Source organism: Methyloceanibacter caenitepidi (assembly GCF_000828475.1).
GTDB lineage: Bacteria > Pseudomonadota > Alphaproteobacteria > Rhizobiales > Methyloligellaceae > Methyloceanibacter > Methyloceanibacter caenitepidi.
The window spans coordinates 1,617,878-1,639,905 of record NZ_AP014648.1; the positions used below are offsets into that span (position 1 = coordinate 1,617,878).

Consider the following 22,028-nt stretch of genomic DNA (forward strand, 5'->3'; position numbering starts at 1 on the left):
CGCTAAGAGCCATAAGGGCAAATCGTATTTGCTTATTGCGATCATAAGAAAAACTAATGCTGACGCGTGTCAGCCAATGCTCGAAGACTCAGCGCAAATCGAGCCTAACGGTGCCACAAGACAGGTTTGATTCAGCCTCCCAGGAAATCCTGGATGAGCCGGAGCGTCGCCTCGGGCTGCTCCTCCTGAGGCATGTGCCCGCACTGCTCGATGATTTCGAGACGCGAGGTCGGCATGTTGCGCCGGAGCTCGAGGCCGATGTCGAGCGGGACAATCTTGTCGTTGTCGCACCAAGCGATGAGCGTCGGCTGCTTGATCGTCGGATAGCGCTTCGATATCTCGTCGAGGCCCTGAGGCACGATCTGGCGGGCGCTGTGGATCACGGCGTGCTTGCCCGCCGTCGTGCGCAAGGGGGCCGCGTACATCTCCACGTCTTCCTCGCCGATCTTGCTGTCGTCGAAATAGGCGAGCTTGAGCGCGACGCGAGCCTGCACCTCGGGCGGCACCATGCGGACGCCGAGATGGGACATGAGCGGCATATCCATCATTTTGAAGGCGACGGGGATGTTCTGCGGGTAGGCGATCGTGTCCAGCAGCACGAGCTTTTCGATCCGTCCATCAAGCCGCGGATCCTTGTCGAGCGCGAGCATCAACGAAATGCCGCCACCATACGAATGACCGACGAGGGTCAGGTTCTCGAGATCGTTCTCCAAAATGAGCTGCTTGATGAGTTCGGCTTGGTCGAAGATCGAGTAGTGCTCGTCGAGCGGCTTGTCGGATTGTCCGAAGCCTTTCAGGTCGACGGCAATCACCTTGTGTTTCTCCGCCAGCGCCGGGGCGATACGGCGCCAGGTGAACGTGCTCGACCCGAAGCCGTGAATCAGGAGAATGGGCGAGCCTTTGCCTTTGGTCTCGTAGAAGAGTTTGACCGGCGCCTCCGGCGGCCCGAGCCGCATGAAGGCGGGCCCGTCGGCCATCATCGAAACGGCGGCCGCGCGCACGGCGGGTACGCTCGCGGCCAGCGCGAAAATCGTAACGGCCGTCAGGCCTAGAATGCGGTGGAGAGTTCTTCCCTTCATAACCGCCAATCGCGCATTCCTATCCCGTCAACGGCTTGTCTCAGGCGATCAGTAGGCGTCGCAATTGCGCCGGCTATGTGGCCATGAGGATTAGCCTCGCAGGGCGCCAGCGATCCCACGTCAGCCGCGCCTCCGATGCAAATCTAGCGCGGTTCGCGGCTCGCCGACAATTGGCGGCGGCCCATACCTCCTTACGCGCAGGCCTGATGTGCACGCAGTTCCCAGGAAATGACCGCAAATCCCGACCATTTCCATTGACGCCCATGGTATCCCATGCTATCCCATAAATGCCCGTTCGGTGAGTGGGGTGGAGGAAGCAGGCAGCGCTTCCTTTGAGGCCACGGGGGGATCCGCGCCGCTTCCTCCACCCGTTACCGAATTCGCGGAAGGCCAGCGCCGAAGCGCCGTTTTTAGTTCCGTGTTCATTCAGTCGGCTTCGTAGCGCGTGAGGGGGGAGATGGATCAGTTTGTCTCGTCATTCACGAATAGGATCGACGCCAAGGGCCGGGTCTCGGTTCCCGCATCCTTCCGTACGGTTCTCGCTAAGGATGGCCTCGACGGCATCTACTGCTATCCATCGCTTGATGCGCCCGCGCTCGACGCCGGCGGCCAACGCCTCGTGGATAAAATCAATTCTCTGGTCGAAGACATCGCGCCGTACTCCGATGAGCGCGATCAACTCGCCACGGCACTCTTCGGCACATCCGAAATTCTCTCCATCGATCAAGACGGTCGTACGATTCTTCCCGAGCGCTTGCGTGAACACGCCGGCATCACCAGCCACATCACCTTTGTGGGGCTGGGGGAAAAATTTCAGCTCTGGGAGCCGAAGCGTTTTGAAACGCATTTGGCGGAGGCACGGGACAAAGTCCGCGACCTCCGCAAGTTACTCGGCGCGGGGCGCCGCGGAAGCGGCGGTGCAGAGGGAACACGGGAATGATGACGGACCGCGGCAGGCCATCGTCTGTCGCTGGCGGACTGGTCCGTCACATTCCCGTGTTGCTTTCCGAGGTTCTGACGGCGCTCGCGCCTGAAGACGGCGACATCATCATCGACGGCACGTTTGGAGCGGGCGGCTATTCGAGAGCCATTCTCGATGCGGCCGACTGCCGTCTATTCGCGATCGACCGAGATGCAGAGGCGCTATCGAACGCGCCCGCGCTTGCGTCGGATTTCCCGGATCGCTTCGAGGCCGTGCTCGGCCGGTATAGCGACATGGAGAGCCTTACGGCCGAAAACGGCATCGAGACTGCAGACGGCATTGTGCTCGATATCGGAGTTTCTTCCATGCAGCTCGACCAGGCTGAACGCGGCTTCTCCTTCGCCAAAGACGGTCCGCTCGACATGCGCATGGGAGCGGACGGGATCTCGGCGGCCGATGTGGTCAATACCTTCGAAGAAGCCCAGATTGCTGAAATAATTTATGTTTTCGGAGAAGAACGCCGCTCGCGCGCCATCGCCAAGGCCATCGTGAAGGCTCGCGCCGAAGCGCCGATCACCCGGACCGGCACGCTGGCCGACATTGTGGCTGGTGTCCTCGGCCGCGGCAAGGACCACACGAAGCACCCGGCCACGCGCACGTTTCAGGCGCTTCGGCTCTATGTGAACGCTGAATTGGAAGAACTCGCCGCGGGGCTCAGCGCCGCCGAACGACTGTTGAGACCCGGCGGACGCTTGGTGGTGGTGACGTTTCATTCACTGGAAGACCGGATCGCGAAGCGTTTCTTCGCCAGCCGCAGCGCCCCGCCCCAAAAAGGGTCCCGGCATCTACCCGACAGCGAAGGCAAAGAATTTTTGCCAAGCTTCCAGCTTCTTAACCGTCGGCCCGTAGAACCGAGTGAGCAAGAGGTCCGAAGCAACCCCCGGGCCCGGTCGGCTCGGCTTAGGGCAGGGCGCCGGACCGAGGCGCCGGCCAAAAAACCGGACTTTGCTGGGCTTGGGGTGCCCGAACTGCGCCGAACGGGGGGCGCTTGAAATTTTGCGTTGAGGGGACGCGTCGCTGTTTGGACGCGGTGTTGTGATGTTGCGTTTTGTGAATATCTGCCTGGTCCTTGGCCTCGCCGCCTTGGCGACCGTGATCTACCAAGTCAAATACGAGGCCCGGAGTCTCGACGAGAAGATCGTTCTGCTCGAGCGGCAGATCGAGGACGAGCGCGACTCTCTTGCTGTGGCGCGGGCCGAATGGAGCCTGCTCAACAGCCCTGAACGCATCGAGCGTCTCGCCAAGAAATATCTCGAACTCAATCCTGCCAATCCGCAGCAGATCGTCATTCTGGACGAAGTCACCGAGAACGACTTCGCGCGGGTCCGCAAGTTGGCGCAGTCTGCCAAGACGGGTGATGCCAAAGCCGCAAACTACAAGGCGGCAAACTAGGCACGGATCCGAATGGCACAGCCCGAAAACCAGACTCCAACCCCAGCCGAAGCGCGCGCGGCGCGCGTCTATCACGCGCGCTGCCGTACCCGGTTCCGGCTGGCCTGCCTGGGCTTCGCCTTGGCGTTCGTCTTGATCGGCGGACGTCTTGTATCTCTCGGGCTTGCCGGCAGTGGGCCTGGACGAGGCGGCGCCTACGATATCTCGACCACCATCCATCGCCCCGACATCCTCGACCGCAACGGGCAATTGCTCGCGACCGACATTCGTGGCGCCACGCTCTTCGCCGATCCCAAGCGCATCCTCGATGCCGACGAAGTCGTGAACGGCGTAGCGAGCGTGCTCCCGGACATCAACCGGGCCAAGCTCCGCAAGCAACTCGCGGGAAGCGGGCGTTTTGTGCGTATCGCCCGTGAGTTGGCGCCCAGCCAGCAGCAGCGTGTGCACGACCTCGGGCTGCCGGGCCTCGGCTTCATCCAGGAGTACCGCCGCTTCTACCCGGTCGGGCCGACCGCCAGTCATGTCGTGGGGCTGGTCGACGTGGACAACCGAGGTCTCGGGGGCATCGAGAAGTTCATCGACAACAACCCGCAGCTGACGATGATGAACCCGCAAACCGAGTCGGGTGGCGAGACCGTGGCGGTGTCGCTCGACGTCGGCGCGCAGCACGTCCTGCGGGAAGAGCTCGCCAATGCGATGACGCTCTATGAGGCCAAAGCCGCGTCGGGCATCGTCATGGACGTGCGTACCGGAGAGGTCGTCGCCCTCGCGTCGCTGCCCGATTTCAATCCCCATCGCCGCGAGGAGGCGCTGGACAAGAACAGGATCAACCGCGTCGGCTTCGGCGTCTACGAATTGGGCTCGGTCTTCAAGGCCATCACAGTCGCGGGCATCCTCGATTCCGGTCTGGCGAACGTCAATTCCGTCTACGACGCTACGAGCCCCATCTATTTCGGCCGCTTCTCGATCAGCGACTTCCATGGCAAGCGCCGCCCGCTCACCGTGACCGAGGCCTTCATCTACTCCTCGAACATCGCTTCGGCGAAAATGGCAATGCATATGGGCGTGCCGGCCCATCAAGCTTTTCTCAAGAAGCTCGGTCTCCTCGATCCCGTCGTTACGGAGCTTGGACCCAGCGCCGCGCCGATCGTGCCCAAGCATTGGAAGAAGCTGAACACGATGACGATCGCCTTCGGGCACGGGCTCTCTGTGACGCCGCTTCAGCTGGCGGCGGCGACCGTGCCGCTCATGAATGGCGGCCTTGCCATTCCGCCTACGTTCCTGCCGCGTACCCGCGAGGAGGCCTTGGCCGTCTCGAAACGTGTGGTCTCGCCGGAAACCAGCGCGGCGATGGTGAAGCTGATGCGAGAGAATGTGCTGCGCGGTTCGGGCAAGCGGGCAAATGCGGAAGGCTACCGCGTGGGCGGCAAGACCGGGACGGCGGAGAAGGTGGTCAACGGGCGCTATGCGCGCCACTCGCTGCTGAACAGTTTCCTATCCGTCTTCCCGACCGACGATCCGCAATACGTGGTTCTCGTGACCTTGGACGAGCCGCAGCGTGTGGAAGCCACGAACTGGAATTCCACGGCCGGCGTGAACGCGGCCCCGACCGTCGGGAAGATTGTGGCGCGGATCGCACCGATCCTCGGGGTGCAGCCCAGGCTCGACGAGACCGCCTCGCGGTTTGACGCCAAGACGTCGGCCACCTATTAGAAGACGGTCTTGGCACAATACCGCTCATGACGGTATTGAGATTCTCAATTGATATGAGCCGGTTATAGGCATTCGGACATGACCCTCGGTGAATTGGTAGGACCGGAGGCGAAGTTGAGCGCGGCGGTTGCGGCGCTGCCGATTGCAGGCATTGCCGCCGACAGCCGGCAGGTGAAGCCGGGCTTCCTGTTCGCAGCCTTGTCTGGGGTCAATACGGACGGGGCCCGCTTTGCGGCCGACGCCGTGGCGCGGGGCGCTGTCGCCGTCTTGGCATCCGAACCGATGGATGTGGGCGCGCCCGTCATCGCTGTTCCCGATCCCCGCCGAACCCTTGCATTGATCGCCGCGCGCTTCTTCGGCGCTCAGCCCGAGACGACGGTGGCCGTCACAGGCACCAACGGCAAGACGTCTGTCGCGGCCTTCACGCGCCAGCTTTGGAGCAATGCGGGCCATGCGGCGGCAAGCCTCGGCACGGTCGGTGTCGTGTCGCCGTCAGGCACCAAGGTGTTGCGGCACACCACCCCCGATCCCATCGAACTGCACGGCCTTCTCGCCGGCCTCGTTGCCGAAGGCGTAACCCATCTGGCGCTGGAGGCCTCCAGTCACGGCTTGCAGCAACGGCGTCTCGATGGCGTCGTCTTGAAGGCGGGGGCATTCACCAACATCTCGCGCGACCATTTGGACTATCACGCAAGCTTCGAAGATTACTTCGCGCAGAAGCTGCGTCTGTTCACCGAGCTGCTACAGCCTGGCGCGACGGCGGTCATCGATATGGACAGCGTGGAGAGCACGCGTGTCGCCGATGCCGCCAAGGAGCGGGGCCTCACTGTTTTCGGCGTGGGGCGGGCGGGAGAGACGTTGCGCCTCGTCTCGGCGGAGATCGAAGGCTTCGCGCAACGCCTAGAGATCGAACATGCAGGGAAAACCTACACGGTGCTGCTGCCGCTTGTCGGCGAGTTTCAGGCGAGCAATGCGCTTGTTGCCGCCGGCCTTGTCATCGCGACGGGCGCGAGCGCGGACGAGGTCCTGCCACGCCTCGAACATTTGCAGGGTGCGACGGGACGATTGGAACTTGCGGGAACGTCCCACTACGGCGCGCCGATCTTCATCGATTATGCCCACACGCCCGATGCGCTCTCCAAAGCGCTCGACAGCTTGCGGCCCTATGCGGACAATCGGCTCTTCGTCGTCTTCGGCTGTGGCGGCGACCGCGATCGCGGCAAGCGCCCCCAGATGGGCGCGGCTGCGGCAGCCAAGTCGGACGTGGTCATCGTGACAGACGACAATCCGCGCAGCGAAGATCCCGCCGCCATTCGCGATGAGATCCTGGTTGCCGTTCCGGGAGGCCGCGAGATTGGCGATCGCGCCACGGCGATCTCCGAGGCGATCCGCATGATCCGCGCTGGCGACGTCTTGCTCGTGGCGGGCAAGGGGCACGAGACCGGCCAGACCGTTGGAACGACCGTCATTCCATTTTCCGATCACGACGCGGTCGCCGCCGCGCTGACCAAGGGGGCACAACTTGGCTGATCCACTCTGGACCTTGGGCGAGGTCATCAGCGCCACGGACGGCCGATGCGAGGGGGACCCCGCCGCGCCGATTACCGGATTTTCCATCGACAGTCGCGCCATCGAACCTGGCGAAGGGTTTATCGCGATCCGCGGACCGAACCGCGATGGTCACGACTTCGTCGCGAAAGCCCTGGAGACGGAGGCAGGCTGCGCCATCGTGGAAGAGACGTTTCCGGCGGACACTTCAATCGAGCAGGGCGGCGCCGGTGCGCCCTCCGAGTACGATGAAGCGCGTCTGGTCCGCGTTCGGGACACGTTCGAAGCGCTCAACGATCTCGGCCGGGAGGGCCGCGACCGCACGGACCATGCCGTCGTGATCGGGGTGACCGGCAGCGCGGGCAAGACGGGAACGAAGGAGGCGCTTCGGGTCGCTCTCAGCCCAAGCGGCAGCGTCCACGCCTCGGCAAAGTCCTTCAACAACCATTGGGGCGTGCCGCTCACCCTCGCCAACATGCCGCGCGGCATCGACTACGGCGTATTCGAGATGGGTATGAACCATGCGGGCGAGATTTCCGCGCTCACACGTCTCGTGCGTCCGCATATCGCGATCGTCACGACCGTGGCGCCGGTCCATCTCGGCTTCTTTGCGTCGGTGGAGGAGATCGCCGATGCCAAGGCGGAGATCTTCGAGGGGCTGGTACCGGGCGGCTCCGCCGTTATCAACCGCGATAACCCGCACTTCGAACGCCTGACCGCGGCCGCGCGCAGCGAGGGTGCGGAGGTCGTATCCTTCGGCGAGGATGAGCGGTCGACGGTCCGTCTCATGCACTGCGACCTCGACCCGAACGGCTCGACGGTGACGTCGGATATCCTCGGCGAAACGATCACGTACCGTGTAGGCGCACCGGGACGCCACGTGGTTCAGAACATGCTTGCGGTCCTCGGCGCGGTGAAACTCGCCGGCGCCGATCTCAAGGCGGCTGCAGAAGCGCTGGGTGCGCTCCAACCGCCTGTGGGCCGCGGCCAACGGTTTGTCATCGCGACGGAACGGGACCCGGTCTGCATCGTTGATGAGTCCTATAACGCCAACCCGGCCTCCATGCGCGCGGCTCTCGCGACACTGGGGCTGACGCCCCGCAGCGAATACAAGCGGCGTGTGGTCGTGCTTGGCGATATGCTCGAACTCGGCAAGGACAGCCCAAGACTTCATCGCGAACTCGCGGAAGCCGTTGACGCGGCGGGTATAGATGTTGTCTTTGCGTCCGGCGCGGACATGGCCTCGTTGTTCGAAGCGGTGCCAAAGGAGCGGCGTGGCGCGTACGCAAAAACGTCGGAGGAACTGGCGCCGGCGCTGCTGTCGACTGTGCAGCCCGGCGACATTGTTATGGTCAAGGGCTCGCTGGGTAGCCGCATGGCGCCGCTTGTCGACGAGCTAAAGCGTAAGTTCGAAGACCGTTAATTCCGGCCGCTGGAGCCGCGGTGCCCGATGGGTCGCCGAATAGGGGGGGTAGAAACGCGATGTTTTACTGGTTGGCGGAACTTGCGCCCGACGTCGCCGTTCTCAATATCTTCCGCTACATCACCTTCCGCACGGGCGGGGCCATCGTCACCGCCTTGCTGTTCGTGTTCTTCTTCGGGCCCCGCGTCATTCGCTCCTTGCGCGTGCGCCAGGGCAAGGGTCAGCCGATCCGCACCGAAGGCCCGCAGAGCCACATCATCCAGAAGCAAGGCACGCCGACCATGGGCGGCCTGATGATCCTGTCGGGCCTCGTCGTCTCGGTGCTGCTGTGGGGCAACCTGAGCAATCCCTATGTCTGGGTCGTGCTGTTGCTGACTCTGGTCTACGGAGCGGTTGGCTTCTACGACGACTATCTCAAGGTCACGAAGCAGTCCGTGCTGGGTTTTGCGGGACGCATCAAGATCGTCATCGAGGCCGGCGCGGCCATCATCGCGACGTACGTCATCGCCTCTGTCGGGGAACCGCCACTCTCGACGACCCTGACCATTCCCTTTTTCAAGGACACGGTTATTCCGCTTGGCATGTGGATGTTCGTGATATTCGGCACCTTCATCATCGTGGGGGCCGGCAACGCGGTGAATCTCACCGACGGTCTGGACGGTCTCGCGATCGTTCCCGTCATGATCGCCGCCGCGACATTCGGATTCATCGCCTATGTTGTCGGCAACTCGCTCTTCGCCGACTACCTCCAGATTCATTTCGTCAACGGCACCGGTGAGCTGGCCATCATTTGCGGGGCTCTAGTTGGCGCGGGGCTCGGCTTCCTCTGGTTCAACGCGCCGCCCGCGCTCATCTTCATGGGCGATACAGGGTCGCTCGCGCTCGGCGGCGCGCTGGGTACGATCGCGGTGGCGACGAAGCACGAACTCGTGCTGGCTATCGTCGGCGGTCTCTTCGTTCTCGAGGCCGTCTCGGTGATCGTTCAGGTCGCGTCCTTCAAGATGTTCGGCAAGCGCGTGTTCCGTATGGCGCCGCTGCACCATCATTTCGAACAGAAGGGCTGGCCGGAATCGACCGTTGTTATCCGCTTCTGGATCATCTCCGTTGTGCTCGCGCTCGCCGGTCTGGCGACCCTGAAATTGCGGTAGATTGCGCCCATCATGATTCCCGTTACGATCTTCGCTGGGCGCAAGCTGGCGGTCGTCGGCGCAGGTCTCAGCGGTCTTGCGACAGCGCGTTCCCTGCAAGAGGGCGGCGCGGACGTTGTCATCTGGGACGACAAGGAGGCGGGCCGCGCCCAGGCCGCCGAGGCTGGGTTTGCCGTCGAGGATCTCTCCAACGCGGACTTTGCCGCGTTCGCGGCGCTCATACTCGCACCCGGCATCCCGCTCACCCACCCCGAACCCCATTGGAGCGTGCCGAAGGCGCGCGCAGCCGGCATCGAGGTCATCGGCGACGTCGAGTTGTTTTTCCGGGCGCATCAGGCGTCCGGCATCGACTGCAAGGTCGTCGCCATCACCGGGACCAACGGCAAGTCCACCACGACGGCGCTGACGGCGCATCTCCTGGAATCGGCGGGCAGAGACGTCGCCCTCGGTGGCAATATCGGCAACGCCGTACTCGATCTCGCGCCGTTCGCGCCGGGCCGCGTCTACGTCCTCGAACTGTCGTCCTACCAGATCGACCTGACGCCCTCGCTGAAGCCCGACGCAGCGGCGCTCCTGAACATCACCCCGGACCATCTCGATCGCCACGGTTCGCTCGAGGGCTATGCGAGCGTGAAGGCGCGGATTTTCGCGCAGCTTGCGCCCGACGCGACGGCAGTAATCGGCGTCGACGACGTGCCCTGCCGGGCCATCGCGGAAACGCTTCGGGGCCCCTATGCCGTCAAGCGCATCTCTATTCGAGGGCCCGTGCAGAACGGAGTTTGGGCGAGCGATGCGACGATCATGGCGATGGAAGGCGGCAAAGAGGTCGCACGTGCTGATCTCGCGGGCATTGGGTCCCTGCGCGGCGCGCACAACTGGCAGAACGCCGCGACCGCCTATGCGCTGGCCCGTAGCCAAGGCGTCGAGCCGGTTGCACTTCAGGAGGGCTTGAGAAGCTTCGGCGGCCTCGCCCACCGCATGGAACAGGTGGGTCGAGCGGGCAAGGTGCTGTTCGTGAACGACTCCAAAGCCACCAATGCGGACGCCGCCGGGAAGGCACTGGGCAGCTTCGACAACATCTATTGGATCGTCGGCGGTGTGGCCAAAGAAGGCGGCCTTGCGGGGCTCGAGTCCTTCTATCCGCGGATCGCGCGGGCCTATCTCATTGGTGAAGCGTCCGACGCCTTCGCGGGCCAGTTGGGGGACGCCATCCCCCATATTGCCTGCGGGACGCTTGACCGCGCCGTGGACCTGGCGGCCGCCGATGCGAGCAGGTCGCAAGCGGATGAGCCTGTTGTGCTATTGTCCCCAGCCTGTGCGTCGTTCGACCAGTATCCCAATTTCGCCAAGCGGGGCGACGCTTTCAAAGAACTCGTGATGCAGCGTAACGGTGTCACAAGCCTTAGCGGGTAGGGTTGCGTGTCATGAGGATCACGCGCGCCGACAAAAGCGTCCTTTCCGATTGGTGGTTCACCGTCGATCGGCTGATGCTTGTCGCCCTGATGCTGCTGATGGGTGCGGGCGTGGTGCTGTCGCTGGCCGCCAGCCCGCCCATTGCGGAAAAGCTCGGGCTCGATCAGTTCCATTTCGTGCGGCGTCATGTGGCGATGCTCCTGCCGGCCTTCGCAATCATGTTCGCCGCATCCACCCTGACACCCAAGCAAATCCGGCGCGCGAGCCTCATCATCTTCGTGATCGGCATCGCCTTGATGGTGGGTATCCTGTTTGTCGGGCCCGAGGTGAAAGGCGCCAAGCGCTGGCTGCACATGGGTCCCATCGGCATCCAGCCGTCGGAATTCGTGAAGCCCGCCTTCATCGTGCTCAGCGCCTGGCTCTTCAATGAAAGCCAGAAACGAAAAGACGTCCCTGGGCTGGAACTGGCGATCCTGATTTACGCCGTGTTCGCGCTGCTCCTCGTCCTGCAGCCTGACTTCGGGCAGACGCTCCTCATCAGTATTGTCTGGGGCGGACTGTTCTTCATGGCCGGGATCAACATGATCTGGATCGTGGTCCTGATCGGTCTGGGCGTGCTGGGGCTGCTCTCCGCCTATTTCCTGCTGCCCCATGTGGCCTCCCGTATCGATCGCTTCCTCTTCCCCGCCACCGGCGACACCTACCAATCCGACCGTTCGCTGGAATCCTTCCTGCGTGGCGGGTGGTTCGGGCGCGGGCCGGGCGAGGGGACCGTCAAGGATGTCCTGCCGGACTCCCATACGGACTTCATCTTCGCCGTCGCGGCCGAGGAATACGGCCTGATCGCCTGTCTGATCCTGCTGATCTTGTTCGCTTTCATCGTCCTGCGGGGACTGTCGAAGGCCTCTCAGGAAAGCGATGGGTTCATCCGGCACGCCATTGCGGGGCTGGTGATGCTGTTCGGATTGCAAACCTTGATCAATATGGCCGTGAATGTCGGTCTCCTGCCCGCCAAGGGGATGACGCTGCCCTTCATTTCCTTTGGCGGTTCGTCCATGCTTGCCATGGCGCTCACCATGGGCTTTACGCTGGGGCTGACCCGCAAACGACCGAGGGCGGGACGTTTGGAGTATTCGGCAACCGCCGCGCATGACGGGGATCCTGCGAAGGCCAGGGGGCAGACGGCTTGACCCAGACCATTCTACTCGCCGCCGGAGGCACGGGCGGACATCTCTTCCCGGCGACGGCCCTGGCCCAGGAACTGACGCGGCGCGGGTTCGCGGTGGAATTGGCGACGGACGAGCGGGCCGGGCAGTACGGCACCGACTTCCCCGCGCGCGCCACCTACCAGGTGCCCTCGGCCACGTTCTCCGGGCGATCACCCGGGGCGGTCATGAAGACGCTGTCCACGCTGAGCAAGGGCTATTTCCGGGCCCGGCGCTTGCTGGAGATGGTGCAGCCGCACGTGGTCGTTGGCTTCGGCGGCTATCCCACCTTACCGCCTCTGCTCGCCGCCCGGTCGCTGGGGATCCCGACGGTCCTGCACGAGCAGAACGCGGTGATGGGGCGCGCCAATCGCCTGTTGTCCCGCTTCGCCGATGCCATCGCCTTGTCCTTCGCGACGACGAAGCATCTGCGGCGCAGCGCGGAAAAGCGTTCGGTCGTGACCGGCAATCCGGTACGCGATGCGGTCGTGAGTTTTCGCGACCAAGCCTATGCGCCGCCGGAGGCCGCGGGCCGGCTCTTGCTGCTCATCTTCGGCGGCAGCCAGGGCGCGCGGTTCTTCTCCGAGATGATGCCGCAAGCCCTGGCCAAACTGCCGTCGCCCCTACGCTGGCGCTTGACGGTCGTCCAGCAGGCGCGGCCCGAGGATGTCGCGGAGGTACGCGATGCCTACCGCGAAGCCGAAATCACGGCTCACGTGGCGCCGTTCTTTAAGGACCTGCCGGAGCGGATCGCGAATTCCCATCTCATTGTTTCCCGGGCAGGGGCGTCGACCGTGGCCGAAGTCACAGCGATCGGGCGTCCGGCTATTCTCGTGCCGCTGCCCCATGCCATCGACAACGATCAGCTCGAGAACGCGCGGCGCCTTGAAGACAGCGGCGGGGGCTGGTGCATGCACCAGTCCAGTATTTCGCCGGAGTTCTTGGCCGGGCGGCTCGAGGAATTGCTCGGCAACCCGGACAGGCTGGCGCAGGCGGCCGCCAAGTCGAAAGCCATGGGGAATGTCTATGCGGTGAACAGGCTCGCCGACCTCGTGGCGGATCTAGCCGGACCGGACGGAGTGTAGGCGACCATGCATTTGCCACCGCCTGACACCACAGGCCTGTTTCATATCGTCGGCATTGGCGGCATAGGCATGAGCGCCATCGCCGAAGTAATGCACACGCGCGGCTACAGGGTGCAAGGCAGCGACCTGAAGGATGGGCCCAACCTGGCGCGGCTTCGCGATCATGGGATCGAGTGCATCATCGGTCATGATCCCGGCAACGTAGAGGGCGCGTCCTACCTCGTGATCTCCAGCGCGGTGAAGCCCGGCAACCCCGAGTTCGAGGCAGCGCAAGAGCGCGGCATTCCGATCATCCGGCGGGCCGAGATGCTGGCCGAGCTGATGCGGCCGTGCACGACCGTGTCGGTGACCGGCACCCACGGGAAGACCACCACCACGTCGTTGGTGGCGGACCTCCTTTACGGCGGCGGGCTCGATCCGACCGTGATCACCGGCGGCATCATCAACGCCTGGGGCACCAACGCCCGGATCGGCCAGGGCGAATGGATGGTCGTCGAGGCCGACGAATCCGACGGGACTTTCCTGAAACTGCCGACCCAGATCGGCGTCATCACCAATCTCGACCCGGAGCACATGGACTTCTGGGAATCCGAAGAGGTGCTGTATCACGCCTTCGAACAATTCATCGAGAGCATCCCGTTCTACGGCACGGTCGTTGCCTGCATCGACCATCCGGTCGTACGCAGCCTGATGGCCGCATTGGGCGGTGCAGAGAATGGACGGCGTACCCTGACCTATGGCGTGTCGCGCTCGGCGGACTTGCGGCTGTTCAATGTGCGGCCCGACCACGCGACCATGACGTTCGATGTCCGTCTCGGCTCCGGCGTCGCCGGCGGCGCACGCGAGATCAACGACCTGATGCTTCCGGCGCTGGGCCACTACAACGCCTTGAATGCCATCGCCGCGCTGGCCGTCGCAACGGAAGCCGGCATCAGTGACGATGCGATCCGGACGACGCTCGCGAACTTCTCTGGGGTGAAGCGCCGTTTCACGCGCGTCGGCGAGTGGCAGGGCGTCGCGATCTACGACGACTATGCGCATCATCCGGTGGAAATCGCGGCGGTCTTGCGCGGCGCGAACGCGGCAGGCAAAGGCCGCATCGTCGCTGTCATGCAGCCGCACCGCTACACGCGGCTCCAGGCTCTGTTCAACGATTTTTCCGCATGTTTCGACGACGCCGACGTCGTGATCCTCACGCCGGTCTACTCGGCCGGCGAGGCGCCGATCCCCGGGATCGACCGGGACGAACTGGCCGCCGGCCTGCGGCGTCACGGTCATGCGAATGTCCTCATGGTCGACGACGGAGAGTCGCTGGCGAGCACGGTTGCCTCCGTCGCCCAGGACGGCGACCTCGTGGTGGGGCTGGGCGCCGGCACGATCACCGATTGGATCAACGCGCTGCCGGCCAAGCTCGCCGCGCAAGGAGGCGCCTCGTGAGCGGAACGAACCTGTACGAAACGCTGGTTGCGGCGATGCCGCACTTGCGGGGGCGGCTCGGTGCCGGATCGGTCCTCAAGGACTACACTTGGTTCCGCGTCGGCGGTCCCGCCGAAGTGCTGTTCTCTCCCGCCGACGAGGCTGACCTCGCGTACTTCATGAAGGCGCTGCCCGCCGACGTGCCCGTGACGACGATCGGGCTCGGCTCAAATCTGCTCGTCCGTGACGGCGGCATCGACGGTGTCGTCATCCGCCTTGGCCGCGGCTTCAACCAAATCCAAGTCGAGGAGGGCAGCCGCTTGCGCGTCGGCACCGCGGTGCCCGATACGAAAGTGGCGCGCGCGGCGGCGGACGCAGGCATTGCTGGCCTTGCCTTCTATCGCGGCATTCCCGGCGGCGTCGGCGGTGCCTTGCGCATGAATGGCGGTGCCCACGGAACCGAGACCTGCGATGTCCTCGTCGAGGCGCGGGCGGTTGACCGGTCGGGCGAAATCCATGTGCTTTCCGTCGACGACATGGGCTATTCCTACCGCCATTGCGGCGCGCCCGACGATTACATCTTCACGGAGGCGCTGTTCCAAGGGAGTCCCGGCGACCCGGCAGAGATTCTCGCAGAGATGGACGAGATCGCCGCCTATCGCGAAGAAGTGCAGCCCATCAAGAGCCGCACGGGCGGTTCGACCTTCAAAAACCCGCAAGGCAACAAATCCTGGCAGCTGATCGACGCGGCCGGATGCCGGGGGCTCGCCGTGGGCGATGCGAAGGTCTCCGAACTGCATTGCAACTTCCTCATCAACGAGGGCAATGCCTCGGCCGCCGATTTGGAAGCGCTCGGCGAGACCGTGCGGGCGCGCGTCAAGGAAACGAGCGGCGTCCAGCTCGAATGGGAAATCAAGCGGCTCGGCAAGCCTGCCTAGCGGCCGCGCCCGCCATCCTCTGGCGTGGCCGACAGGCCGCACCTTGCCATTTTTTACTCAAAACCAATCGGCGTGCGCTGCCGGGCAATTACGGTTAATGCAGCGTTAACCAAATCGGAGTGTCTTGCGTAATGAAGGACGCGAGGCGCTCTTTCCGCGTTTCAGTCCAACTCACAGGGGCCGTCTCATGACCGAAGAACAAACCCACGTCGCCGTCCTGATGGGAGGCCTGTCCTCGGAGCGCGAAATATCGCTCAGGTCCGGCACCGCCTGTGCCAAGGCTCTCGAGGGCGAAGGCTACAAGGTCACCAAGATCGATGTGGGCCGGGACGTCGCCGAGCGTTTGGCCGCGATCAAGCCGGACGTCTGTTTCAACGCGCTCCACGGCAAATACGGCGAAGACGGCTGCATCCAGGGCGTTCTTGAGACTATGGGGCTGCCTTACACCCATTCGGGCGTTCTGGCCTCGGCGCTCGCCATGCACAAGGAACGTGCGAAGGCCGTCCTCCGAGAGGCGGGCGTGCCGGTAGCCGAAAGCCGGGTCGTGAGCCGGGCGGAAGCTGCCAAGGGGCACCCGATCGAGCCGCCTTACGTGATCAAGCCCCCGGCAGAGGGCTCATCCGTCGGCGTTTACATCATCCGTGAAGACCAAGCGCATCCGCCGCAGGAGCTGACATCCGCCGATTGGGCCCTGGGCGAGGAGCTGATGGTGGAGCGTTTCATCCATGGCCGCGAGCTCACCTGCGCGGTGATGGGGGACGAAGCGCTGGACGTGATCGAGATCCGTCCGGCCGAGGGCCTCACCTTCTACGACTACGAGTCGAAATACGCCCCCGGAGGGTCAATTCACGTCCTGCCGGCGCCAATTAAACTAAATGTTTACCAATTGGTACAGAAGCTGTCGGTAGCGGCTCATAGGGCACTGGGCTGCCGTGGGGTCAGTCGGAGCGACTTCCGTTACGACGACCGGCCGGATGGAACGGGGGAACTGATCTGTCTTGAGGTCAACACCCAACCGGGCATGACGTCCACGTCACTGGTGCCGGAGCTTGCCGCCCATAAAGGGCGATCGTTTGGTGAGCTGGTCCGTTGGATCGTGGAGGATGCGTCGTGCAATCGCTAGGCACGTCAAGAGGTTACGGCAGACAAGGAGGGTCCCGCAGGGCGCCGATGGCGAACCGCGCGGCGAGCCCTTACGAGCGCCAGCTTCCCGTGCCGCAAGGACGCCGGACGGTCACGACGAAGGGACCGAGACAGATACAGCTCGGCCGCACGCGCCGTGGTCCCATGGGCGCCAAGTGGCAGCTCCTGTGCGCCGCGTTCGTAGCCAGCGCGGTCCTCTATGGCGCGATTGTCGGCGGACAAATCGAAAAAATTTTTAACGCGACGGTAACAGGCGCCGAGCGTGCCGCCGTTGCAATGGGCTTCGGGGTCAAGCGCGTCGTCGTCGAGGGGCAGAGGAACGCCACCGACTTTGCGATCACGACGGCGCTCGGCGCCGGTCCCGAGACATTCATGTTGGCGTTCGATACGGACGCCGCCAAGGACCGTCTGGAGGCGGTTCCGTGGATCCGTCATGCGCGCGTGATGCGCCTCCTGCCCTCGACCCTGCAGGTCGAGATCGAAGAGCGTGACCCGTACGCGATCTGGCAGAACAAGAGACAGACTTTCGTCGTAGACAGCGAAGGCGTCGTGCTGGCCCCGGCGTTGCCTCAGGCCTTTCCGCATCTGCCTCTCGTCGTTGGCGAGGGCGCCGGCAAGCACGCGGCCGCCCTCTATCAGACCCTTGAGCCCTACACGGATCTGAAGAGCCGGATGCTCGCGGCCTTGCGTGTCGGCGATCGCCGCTGGACGCTGAAGTTGCGCACGGGCACCGAAGTCATGCTGCCCGACGGCAATATCGAGATGGCCCTCGAGGCGCTTCAGAAGCTCGAGCGGGAGCGCGGCGTCTTCGAGCAGGACATCGCGGCCATCGACATGCGCCTTTTGGACCGGATCACGCTGAGACTGCGCGAGACCGCGGCTGCGTCCGCGCAGGACACCACGACGCCTGCGGGCGTGCCCACATCGGCGACCGGCACGATCAATCAACCCGCAATCCATCAACCCAACGGCAGAACGTAAGAGGGAGCTTGAGGGCAGGGGGATGACCTACAACCCATCGATCAGAGGAAGGCGCCAGCGCATCGTGACCGCTCTCGATATCGGCACGAGCAAGGTGTGCTGCCTGATCGGCAAGACCTCCGATATGCCCGACTGGGCAGAGGGCGGCGCCGATGCCGTCCAATTCGACGTGCTTGGCTTCGGTCATACCCGCGCCGAAGGCCTGAAGGCCGGCATGGTGACCCATCTGGACAGCGCCGAGCGCTGCATCCGTGCCGCCGTCGACGCCGCCGAGCGCATGGCCGGTGTGATCGTCGAAGACGTGCACCTTTCCGTGACGGCCGGGCGCCTAAAGAGTGACAGTTTCTCTGCGGGCGTTGGGCTCCCCTCCGGCACCGTCCGGGAAGACGATGTGCAGCGCCTCCTCGCCGGCGGCCGTCAATACGCCGCGCGCGACCGGCGCACCGTACTGCATGCTCTGCCTACTGATTTTCGCCTCGACGACAATGGCGGCATCTCCGAGCCGCGCGGTATGTGCGGCGAGCGCCTGTCGGTCGATCTGCACACCGTTACCGCGGACGATGCCGCGACCCGCAATCTGGTGCTCAGCGTCGAGCGCTGCCACCTCGGCGTCGGCGGCTTGGTCGCTGCGCCCTATGCCAGCGCCCTGTCCGTTGTGACGCCAGACGAAGCGAAGCTCGGCGTGGCGGTCATCGACTTCGGGGCCGGAACGACGACCTTGTCGGTCATCGCCGACGGGCACTTCCTGCACGCCGATGCGATCGCGCTAGGCGGTCACGGCGTGACTGTCGACATTGCGCGTACGCTTGGTGCGCCCATGGAGCATGCCGAGCGGCTCAAGACCCTGCACGGCAGCGCGTTCGCGACTCTGTCCGACGAGCGTGAGATCATCACCTATCCGTGCGTGACCGGCGTCGCGCAGGGGAACATCAATCAAATCACGAAGGCCCAGCTCGCCTGCGTCATCCGTCCGCGCGTCGAGGAAATCCTCGATCTCATGCGCCACCGGCTCGCGTCGAGCGGCTTCCCGGCTGAGGTCGCACAGCATCTGGTGCTGACCGGCGGCGGGAGCCAGCTCACGGGCCTCGTCGAGCTTGCCTCGAACATGTTTGGACGCCCGGCGCGGCTTGGCCGCCCGCGCGTCATGACGGGATTGCCGCCTGCCGCCGCCGCGCCGGACTTCTCCGCCGCGATCGGTCTGCTTCTCCATTGGGCGCGCGGTGACGAAAAGCTCGGAACCCAAACCGGGCAACGGTTCTTGCGTACGGGGACAGGCTACTTCGCCCGGGTGGGCGAGTGGATCATGGAGAATTTCTAACGGACACGAAGCCGGACGCCGCGCGTTAAATGGGGGTGTGGGTGTCGGCTCAATAGCAAGGGGCAATTCGCAAGGATTGGAAGCCACCATGACGATCAATCTTAAAGTGCCAGATCTGACCGAGCTAAAGCCGCGGATCACCGTTTTCGGTGTGGGTGGCGCCGGCGGAAACGCCGTGAACAACATGATTGAGCGCGGGCTCAACGGAGTGGAATTCGTTGTCGCCAATACCGACGCGCAGGCCCTGGCGAGCTCGAGCGCCGAACGCCGCATCCAGATGGGCAACAATGTCACCGAGGGTCTCGGTGCCGGATCCAAGCCCGAGATCGGCGCCGCCGCCGCCGAAGAAGCCATGGCGGATATCAAGGCCCACCTCGTCGGTTGCCACATGGCCTTCATCACGGCCGGTATGGGTGGCGGCACCGGAACCGGCGCCGCGCCCGTGATTGCCCGCGCTTCCCGCGAGGAAGGCATTCTGACGGTCGGTGTCGTCACCAAGCCGTTCCAGTTCGAAGGCGCGCGGCGCATGCGCGCCGCCGAGGCCGGTATCGAGGAGCTGCAGAAATACGTCGATACGCTGCTCATCATTCCGAACCAGAACCTGTTCCGGGTCGCCAACGAGAAGACGACCTTTACGGACGCCTTCGGCATGGCCGACGACGTGCTGCGGTCCGGTGTCGGCTGCATCACCGACCTGATGGTCAAGGAAGGCCTCATCAACCTCGACTTCGCCGATGTCCGCACGATCATGGCCGGCATGGGCAAGGCGATGATGGGGACGGGCGAGGCGAGCGGCGACCGGCGCGCGATCGACGCCGCCGAGGCCGCGATCTCCAACCCGCTGCTCGACGATGTCTGCATGAAGGGCGCGAGCGGCCTTCTGGTCTCGATCACGGGCGGCAGCGATCTGACGCTCTACGAAGTTGACGAGGCCGCTAGCCGTATCCGCACCGAGGCGGACGAGGACGCCAATATCATCGTCGGCGCGACCTATGACGACGAGCTTGACGGCTTGATCCGGGTGTCCGTGGTTGCCACGGGGATCGGGACGTTGTCGGCCGAGGAGCAGTCGTCCGATATGGCGGCGCAGCCGCAAGCCGATCGCGGCCGTCTGACGGAGCGTCTGGCCGGGCTCACAATGGTCCCGGGTGGCAGCCCCGACGAGCCGGTCGATCTGGACGAGAGCCTCATGGTGCCCGCGCCGGAGCAGGCCAAGGATGCTCAGGTCTGGCGTGCGCCGAACGACGTAACCATCGAGAAGCGGCCTCAGGCTGTCGGCGGCGTTGCCCTGCCGCGTCCGCCGGCCACGCCTAAGCCGTCGGAAGCGCCGCGCAACTTCCAGCCTGCGCCTCCGGCCGCCATCAAGCGGCCCGTACGCCGCATGCCGAGTGTCGAAGATCTGCCCATGGTCGCTCAGAAGGCCCTTCAGGCGAAGGCGGGCGAGAGCGATGCCGCCGGCCTGGACGCTCAGAAGAAAAAGGTCGGCTTCCTGGAGCGCCTGGCAAGCGTCGGGCGGGGCAAGAAGGACGACGACGCGGAAATGTCGCCCAAGATGGAGCCAGACTTCGCGCCGACCCCGGTAGCGGGCCGTCCCGCGCCGCGTCCCCCGGCACCGCCTGCACCGCCCGCGGTCGCCGCTCGGGCTCAAGGCGCCCCAGGTCAGGCACCCCGGCCGCTGAACCTGCAACAGCCGGCCGCGCAGCAGGCGCGTCCGCCGCAGCGTGTCGAGGCCCAGCCGCGCGTTGTTCACGCTCAGGCCGCCGCGGCCGTCGCAGAGGTGGAATCGCTCGGGGACGACGACCTCGAGATTCCCGCTTTCCTGCGCCGTCGCGCGAACTGACACGGAGGGCGGGCGTTAACGATAATGCCCGCCTCCTCACCCCGGGTTTCGAAGAAATTCTTCTAGATCAGTATATTACTGGCATTACAGGCCGGTAATAGAGTGTAAGAAACCGTGATTTGTCCCAGGTCTGACCGAAGGAGTATGGTTCCTAATAGATTGATTGGCCGACTCAAATAGGCACACCCAATAGAGCGACAATAATGGGTGGCGCGATCCGAGAGATAGGGAAAACGGATCGATGCTAATGCCGAAGACAGCCGATCAATTGGGGGGCTCGGAGCTTTCTCCGGGCTTGAGTAGGGGCCTAAAGACTGCGCGGGGGCCATCGGGGGCCATGAAAGGTTTCATCGGGGCAAGGCAAACAACGCTTGCCAACGAGATTTCACTCACAGGTATCGGGGTCCATAGCGGCGCTCCAGTTTCCTTGACACTGTGTCCGGCCGACAGCGATACCGGCCTTCGCTTCCTAATTTCCAACGATGACAACGCGGACGGCGTTGAGATTGCTGCCGATCAGCAGTGTGTCTCCGGCGTTACGCTCTGTACGGTTCTCGGCGACGGGAACGGAGCTTCTGTCGCAACCGTCGAACACGTTCTTGCCGCGCTGCGCGGCCTCGGCGTCGACAATGCCCTGATCGAGATCGACAGCGGCGAAGTGCCGATCATGGACGGCAGTGCCGCTCCGTTCGTCGAAGCGATCGACGAGGCCGGGATCGCCGAACTCGAGGCGCCGCGCCGCTTCCTGAAGGTTCTCAAGCCGGTTTGCGTCGAGGAGAACGGCGCCGTCGGCGAACTGACCCCCTACAATGGTTTCCATCTCGACATCGAGATCGATTTCGAGACTCCGCTCATCGGCAGGCAGAACCTGTCCATCGAGCTCAATCCGGGTGCTTTCCGCCGCGATATCTCCCGCGCCCGTACGTTCGGCTTCATGAAGGATGTCGAGCAGCTCTGGGCCGCCGGCCTTGCTCTCGGTGCGTCCCTCGACAACACGGTCGCCATCGGCGAGGACCGCGTCATCAACCGTGAAGGCCTGCGCTACGCCGACGAGTTCGTACGGCACAAGGCCCTCGACGCCGTTGGCGATCTTGCGCTGGCCGGTGCGCCGATCCTCGGCGCCTATCGCAGCCGTCGCGGCGGGCATCGGCTCAATGCGCTGGTTCTCAAGGAGCTGTTCGCCGATCCGGACGCCTGGACCATGGTCGAGGCACCGCGCTATCGCGACGTTCGCCACGCCGAACTCACCCCCGGCCTGGCGGCAGCCCACTTTGCGGCCGATCGCAGCTAGCCAACCGCGTTCCTAAGCGATTTGAAGTAAATTTGTGGCATCGTGCCGCTAATCTAGCGGGACGATGTCTGCCGTTTGAGGCGCCTGGGGCCCAAAAGACACCATAATACAGG

Annotated in this window: 18 protein-coding genes; 17 read left to right on the forward strand and 1 reads right to left on the reverse strand. The window is 64.2% G+C overall.

The window, feature by feature from the left end:
• Window positions 1-131 precede the first annotated feature (131 nt).
• On the reverse strand, window positions 132-1,079 hold the full coding sequence (locus tag GL4_RS07555; protein ID WP_045366319.1) for an alpha/beta fold hydrolase: 948 nt from the start codon (window positions 1,077-1,079) through the stop codon (window positions 132-134).
• Between the two features lie 457 nt (window positions 1,080-1,536).
• On the opposite strand from GL4_RS07555, the gene mraZ reads away from it, so the two are divergent.
• From mraZ to lpxC, 17 genes are all read left to right on the forward strand, one after another.
• Window positions 1,537-2,019: a division/cell wall cluster transcriptional repressor MraZ gene (gene mraZ / locus GL4_RS07560; RefSeq protein WP_045366323.1), complete on the forward strand. Its 483-nt coding sequence runs from the start codon at window positions 1,537-1,539 to the stop codon at window positions 2,017-2,019.
• Complete coding sequence (rsmH, locus tag GL4_RS07565; RefSeq protein WP_082025556.1) at window positions 2,016-3,053, forward strand: 16S rRNA (cytosine(1402)-N(4))-methyltransferase RsmH; 1,038 nt, start codon at window positions 2,016-2,018, stop codon at window positions 3,051-3,053. Before mraZ ends, rsmH begins: the two co-directional genes overlap by 4 nt.
• 46 nt (window positions 3,054-3,099) lie before the next feature.
• Window positions 3,100-3,453 (forward strand): cell division protein FtsL, encoded by a 354-nt coding sequence (ftsL, locus tag GL4_RS07570; RefSeq protein ID WP_052464222.1) that lies wholly within the window; start codon window positions 3,100-3,102, stop codon window positions 3,451-3,453.
• A 12-nt stretch (window positions 3,454-3,465) separates the two neighbouring features.
• Window positions 3,466-5,166: a peptidoglycan D,D-transpeptidase FtsI family protein gene (locus tag GL4_RS07575; protein WP_045366326.1), complete on the forward strand. Its 1,701-nt coding sequence runs from the start codon at window positions 3,466-3,468 to the stop codon at window positions 5,164-5,166.
• A 78-nt stretch (window positions 5,167-5,244) separates the two neighbouring features.
• Window positions 5,245-6,696 carry a UDP-N-acetylmuramoyl-L-alanyl-D-glutamate--2,6-diaminopimelate ligase gene (locus tag GL4_RS07580; RefSeq protein ID WP_045366328.1) on the forward strand — a complete coding sequence of 484 codons (1,452 nt, stop codon included), beginning with the start codon at window positions 5,245-5,247 and terminating at the stop codon, window positions 6,694-6,696.
• Entirely contained in the window at window positions 6,689-8,137 is a 1,449-nt protein-coding gene (locus tag GL4_RS07585) for a UDP-N-acetylmuramoylalanyl-D-glutamyl-2,6-diaminopimelate--D-alanyl-D-alanine ligase (protein ID WP_052464223.1), read from the forward strand. Before GL4_RS07580 ends, GL4_RS07585 begins: the two co-directional genes overlap by 8 nt.
• A 59-nt stretch (window positions 8,138-8,196) precedes the next feature.
• Window positions 8,197-9,285 carry a phospho-N-acetylmuramoyl-pentapeptide-transferase gene (mraY, locus tag GL4_RS07590; RefSeq protein ID WP_045366334.1) on the forward strand — a complete coding sequence of 363 codons (1,089 nt, stop codon included), beginning with the start codon at window positions 8,197-8,199 and terminating at the stop codon, window positions 9,283-9,285.
• Window positions 9,286-9,297: 12 nt separating this feature from the next.
• Window positions 9,298-10,698, forward strand: a complete 1,401-nt coding sequence (gene murD, locus GL4_RS07595) for a UDP-N-acetylmuramoyl-L-alanine--D-glutamate ligase (protein ID WP_045366337.1) — start codon at window positions 9,298-9,300, stop codon at window positions 10,696-10,698.
• Between the two features lie 11 nt (window positions 10,699-10,709).
• Complete coding sequence (gene ftsW, locus GL4_RS07600; RefSeq protein WP_045369723.1) at window positions 10,710-11,888, forward strand: putative lipid II flippase FtsW; 1,179 nt, start codon at window positions 10,710-10,712, stop codon at window positions 11,886-11,888.
• Window positions 11,885-12,988: an undecaprenyldiphospho-muramoylpentapeptide beta-N-acetylglucosaminyltransferase gene (murG, locus tag GL4_RS07605; RefSeq protein ID WP_045366339.1), complete on the forward strand. Its 1,104-nt coding sequence runs from the start codon at window positions 11,885-11,887 to the stop codon at window positions 12,986-12,988. Before ftsW ends, murG begins: the two co-directional genes overlap by 4 nt.
• A 6-nt stretch (window positions 12,989-12,994) precedes the next feature.
• Complete coding sequence (murC, locus tag GL4_RS07610; RefSeq protein WP_045366342.1) at window positions 12,995-14,425, forward strand: UDP-N-acetylmuramate--L-alanine ligase; 1,431 nt, start codon at window positions 12,995-12,997, stop codon at window positions 14,423-14,425.
• 35 nt (window positions 14,426-14,460) lie between these two features.
• Complete coding sequence (gene murB, locus GL4_RS07615) at window positions 14,461-15,342, forward strand: UDP-N-acetylmuramate dehydrogenase (RefSeq protein WP_082025778.1); 882 nt, start codon at window positions 14,461-14,463, stop codon at window positions 15,340-15,342.
• Between the two features lie 187 nt (window positions 15,343-15,529).
• Window positions 15,530-16,465 carry a D-alanine--D-alanine ligase gene (locus GL4_RS07620; RefSeq protein ID WP_045366346.1) on the forward strand — a complete coding sequence of 312 codons (936 nt, stop codon included), beginning with the start codon at window positions 15,530-15,532 and terminating at the stop codon, window positions 16,463-16,465.
• Between the two features lie 47 nt (window positions 16,466-16,512).
• A complete protein-coding gene (locus tag GL4_RS07625) occupies window positions 16,513-17,466 on the forward strand; it encodes a cell division protein FtsQ/DivIB (RefSeq protein ID WP_082025557.1) in 954 nt (317 codons plus the stop codon).
• A gap of 22 nt (window positions 17,467-17,488) precedes the next feature.
• A complete protein-coding gene (gene ftsA / locus GL4_RS07630) occupies window positions 17,489-18,784 on the forward strand; it encodes a cell division protein FtsA (RefSeq protein ID WP_045366348.1) in 1,296 nt (431 codons plus the stop codon).
• Window positions 18,785-18,872: 88 nt separating this feature from the next.
• A complete protein-coding gene (gene ftsZ, locus GL4_RS07635) occupies window positions 18,873-20,624 on the forward strand; it encodes a cell division protein FtsZ (protein ID WP_045366350.1) in 1,752 nt (583 codons plus the stop codon).
• 337 nt (window positions 20,625-20,961) lie between these two features.
• Window positions 20,962-21,915 carry a UDP-3-O-acyl-N-acetylglucosamine deacetylase gene (lpxC, locus tag GL4_RS07640; RefSeq protein WP_045366352.1) on the forward strand — a complete coding sequence of 318 codons (954 nt, stop codon included), beginning with the start codon at window positions 20,962-20,964 and terminating at the stop codon, window positions 21,913-21,915.
• Window positions 21,916-22,028: the final 113 nt, after the last annotated feature.

Bases quoted from the DNA above. Each gene is read 5' to 3' on its own strand.
- GL4_RS07625 (WP_082025557.1), top strand. From the start codon at position 16,513: ATGGCGAACCGCGCGGCGAGCCCTTACGAGCGCCAGCTTCCCGTGCCG.
- mraY (WP_045366334.1), top strand. From the start codon at position 8,197: ATGTTTTACTGGTTGGCGGAACTTGCGCCCGACGTCGCCGTTCTCAAT.
- GL4_RS07620 (WP_045366346.1), top strand. From the start codon at position 15,530: ATGACCGAAGAACAAACCCACGTCGCCGTCCTGATGGGAGGCCTGTCC.
- GL4_RS07575 (WP_045366326.1), top strand. From the start codon at position 3,466: ATGGCACAGCCCGAAAACCAGACTCCAACCCCAGCCGAAGCGCGCGCG.
- GL4_RS07555 (WP_045366319.1), bottom strand. From the start codon at position 1,079: ATGAAGGGAAGAACTCTCCACCGCATTCTAGGCCTGACGGCCGTTACG.
- lpxC (WP_045366352.1), top strand. From the start codon at position 20,962: ATGAAAGGTTTCATCGGGGCAAGGCAAACAACGCTTGCCAACGAGATT.
- ftsA (WP_045366348.1), top strand. From the start codon at position 17,489: ATGACCTACAACCCATCGATCAGAGGAAGGCGCCAGCGCATCGTGACC.
- murD (WP_045366337.1), top strand. From the start codon at position 9,298: ATGATTCCCGTTACGATCTTCGCTGGGCGCAAGCTGGCGGTCGTCGGC.
- ftsL (WP_052464222.1), top strand. From the start codon at position 3,100: ATGTTGCGTTTTGTGAATATCTGCCTGGTCCTTGGCCTCGCCGCCTTG.
- murC (WP_045366342.1), top strand. From the start codon at position 12,995: ATGCATTTGCCACCGCCTGACACCACAGGCCTGTTTCATATCGTCGGC.
- GL4_RS07580 (WP_045366328.1), top strand. From the start codon at position 5,245: ATGACCCTCGGTGAATTGGTAGGACCGGAGGCGAAGTTGAGCGCGGCG.
- mraZ (WP_045366323.1), top strand. From the start codon at position 1,537: ATGGATCAGTTTGTCTCGTCATTCACGAATAGGATCGACGCCAAGGGC.
- ftsW (WP_045369723.1), top strand. From the start codon at position 10,710: ATGAGGATCACGCGCGCCGACAAAAGCGTCCTTTCCGATTGGTGGTTC.
- murB (WP_082025778.1), top strand. From the start codon at position 14,461: ATGCCGCACTTGCGGGGGCGGCTCGGTGCCGGATCGGTCCTCAAGGAC.
- rsmH (WP_082025556.1), top strand. From the start codon at position 2,016: ATGATGACGGACCGCGGCAGGCCATCGTCTGTCGCTGGCGGACTGGTC.
- ftsZ (WP_045366350.1), top strand. From the start codon at position 18,873: ATGACGATCAATCTTAAAGTGCCAGATCTGACCGAGCTAAAGCCGCGG.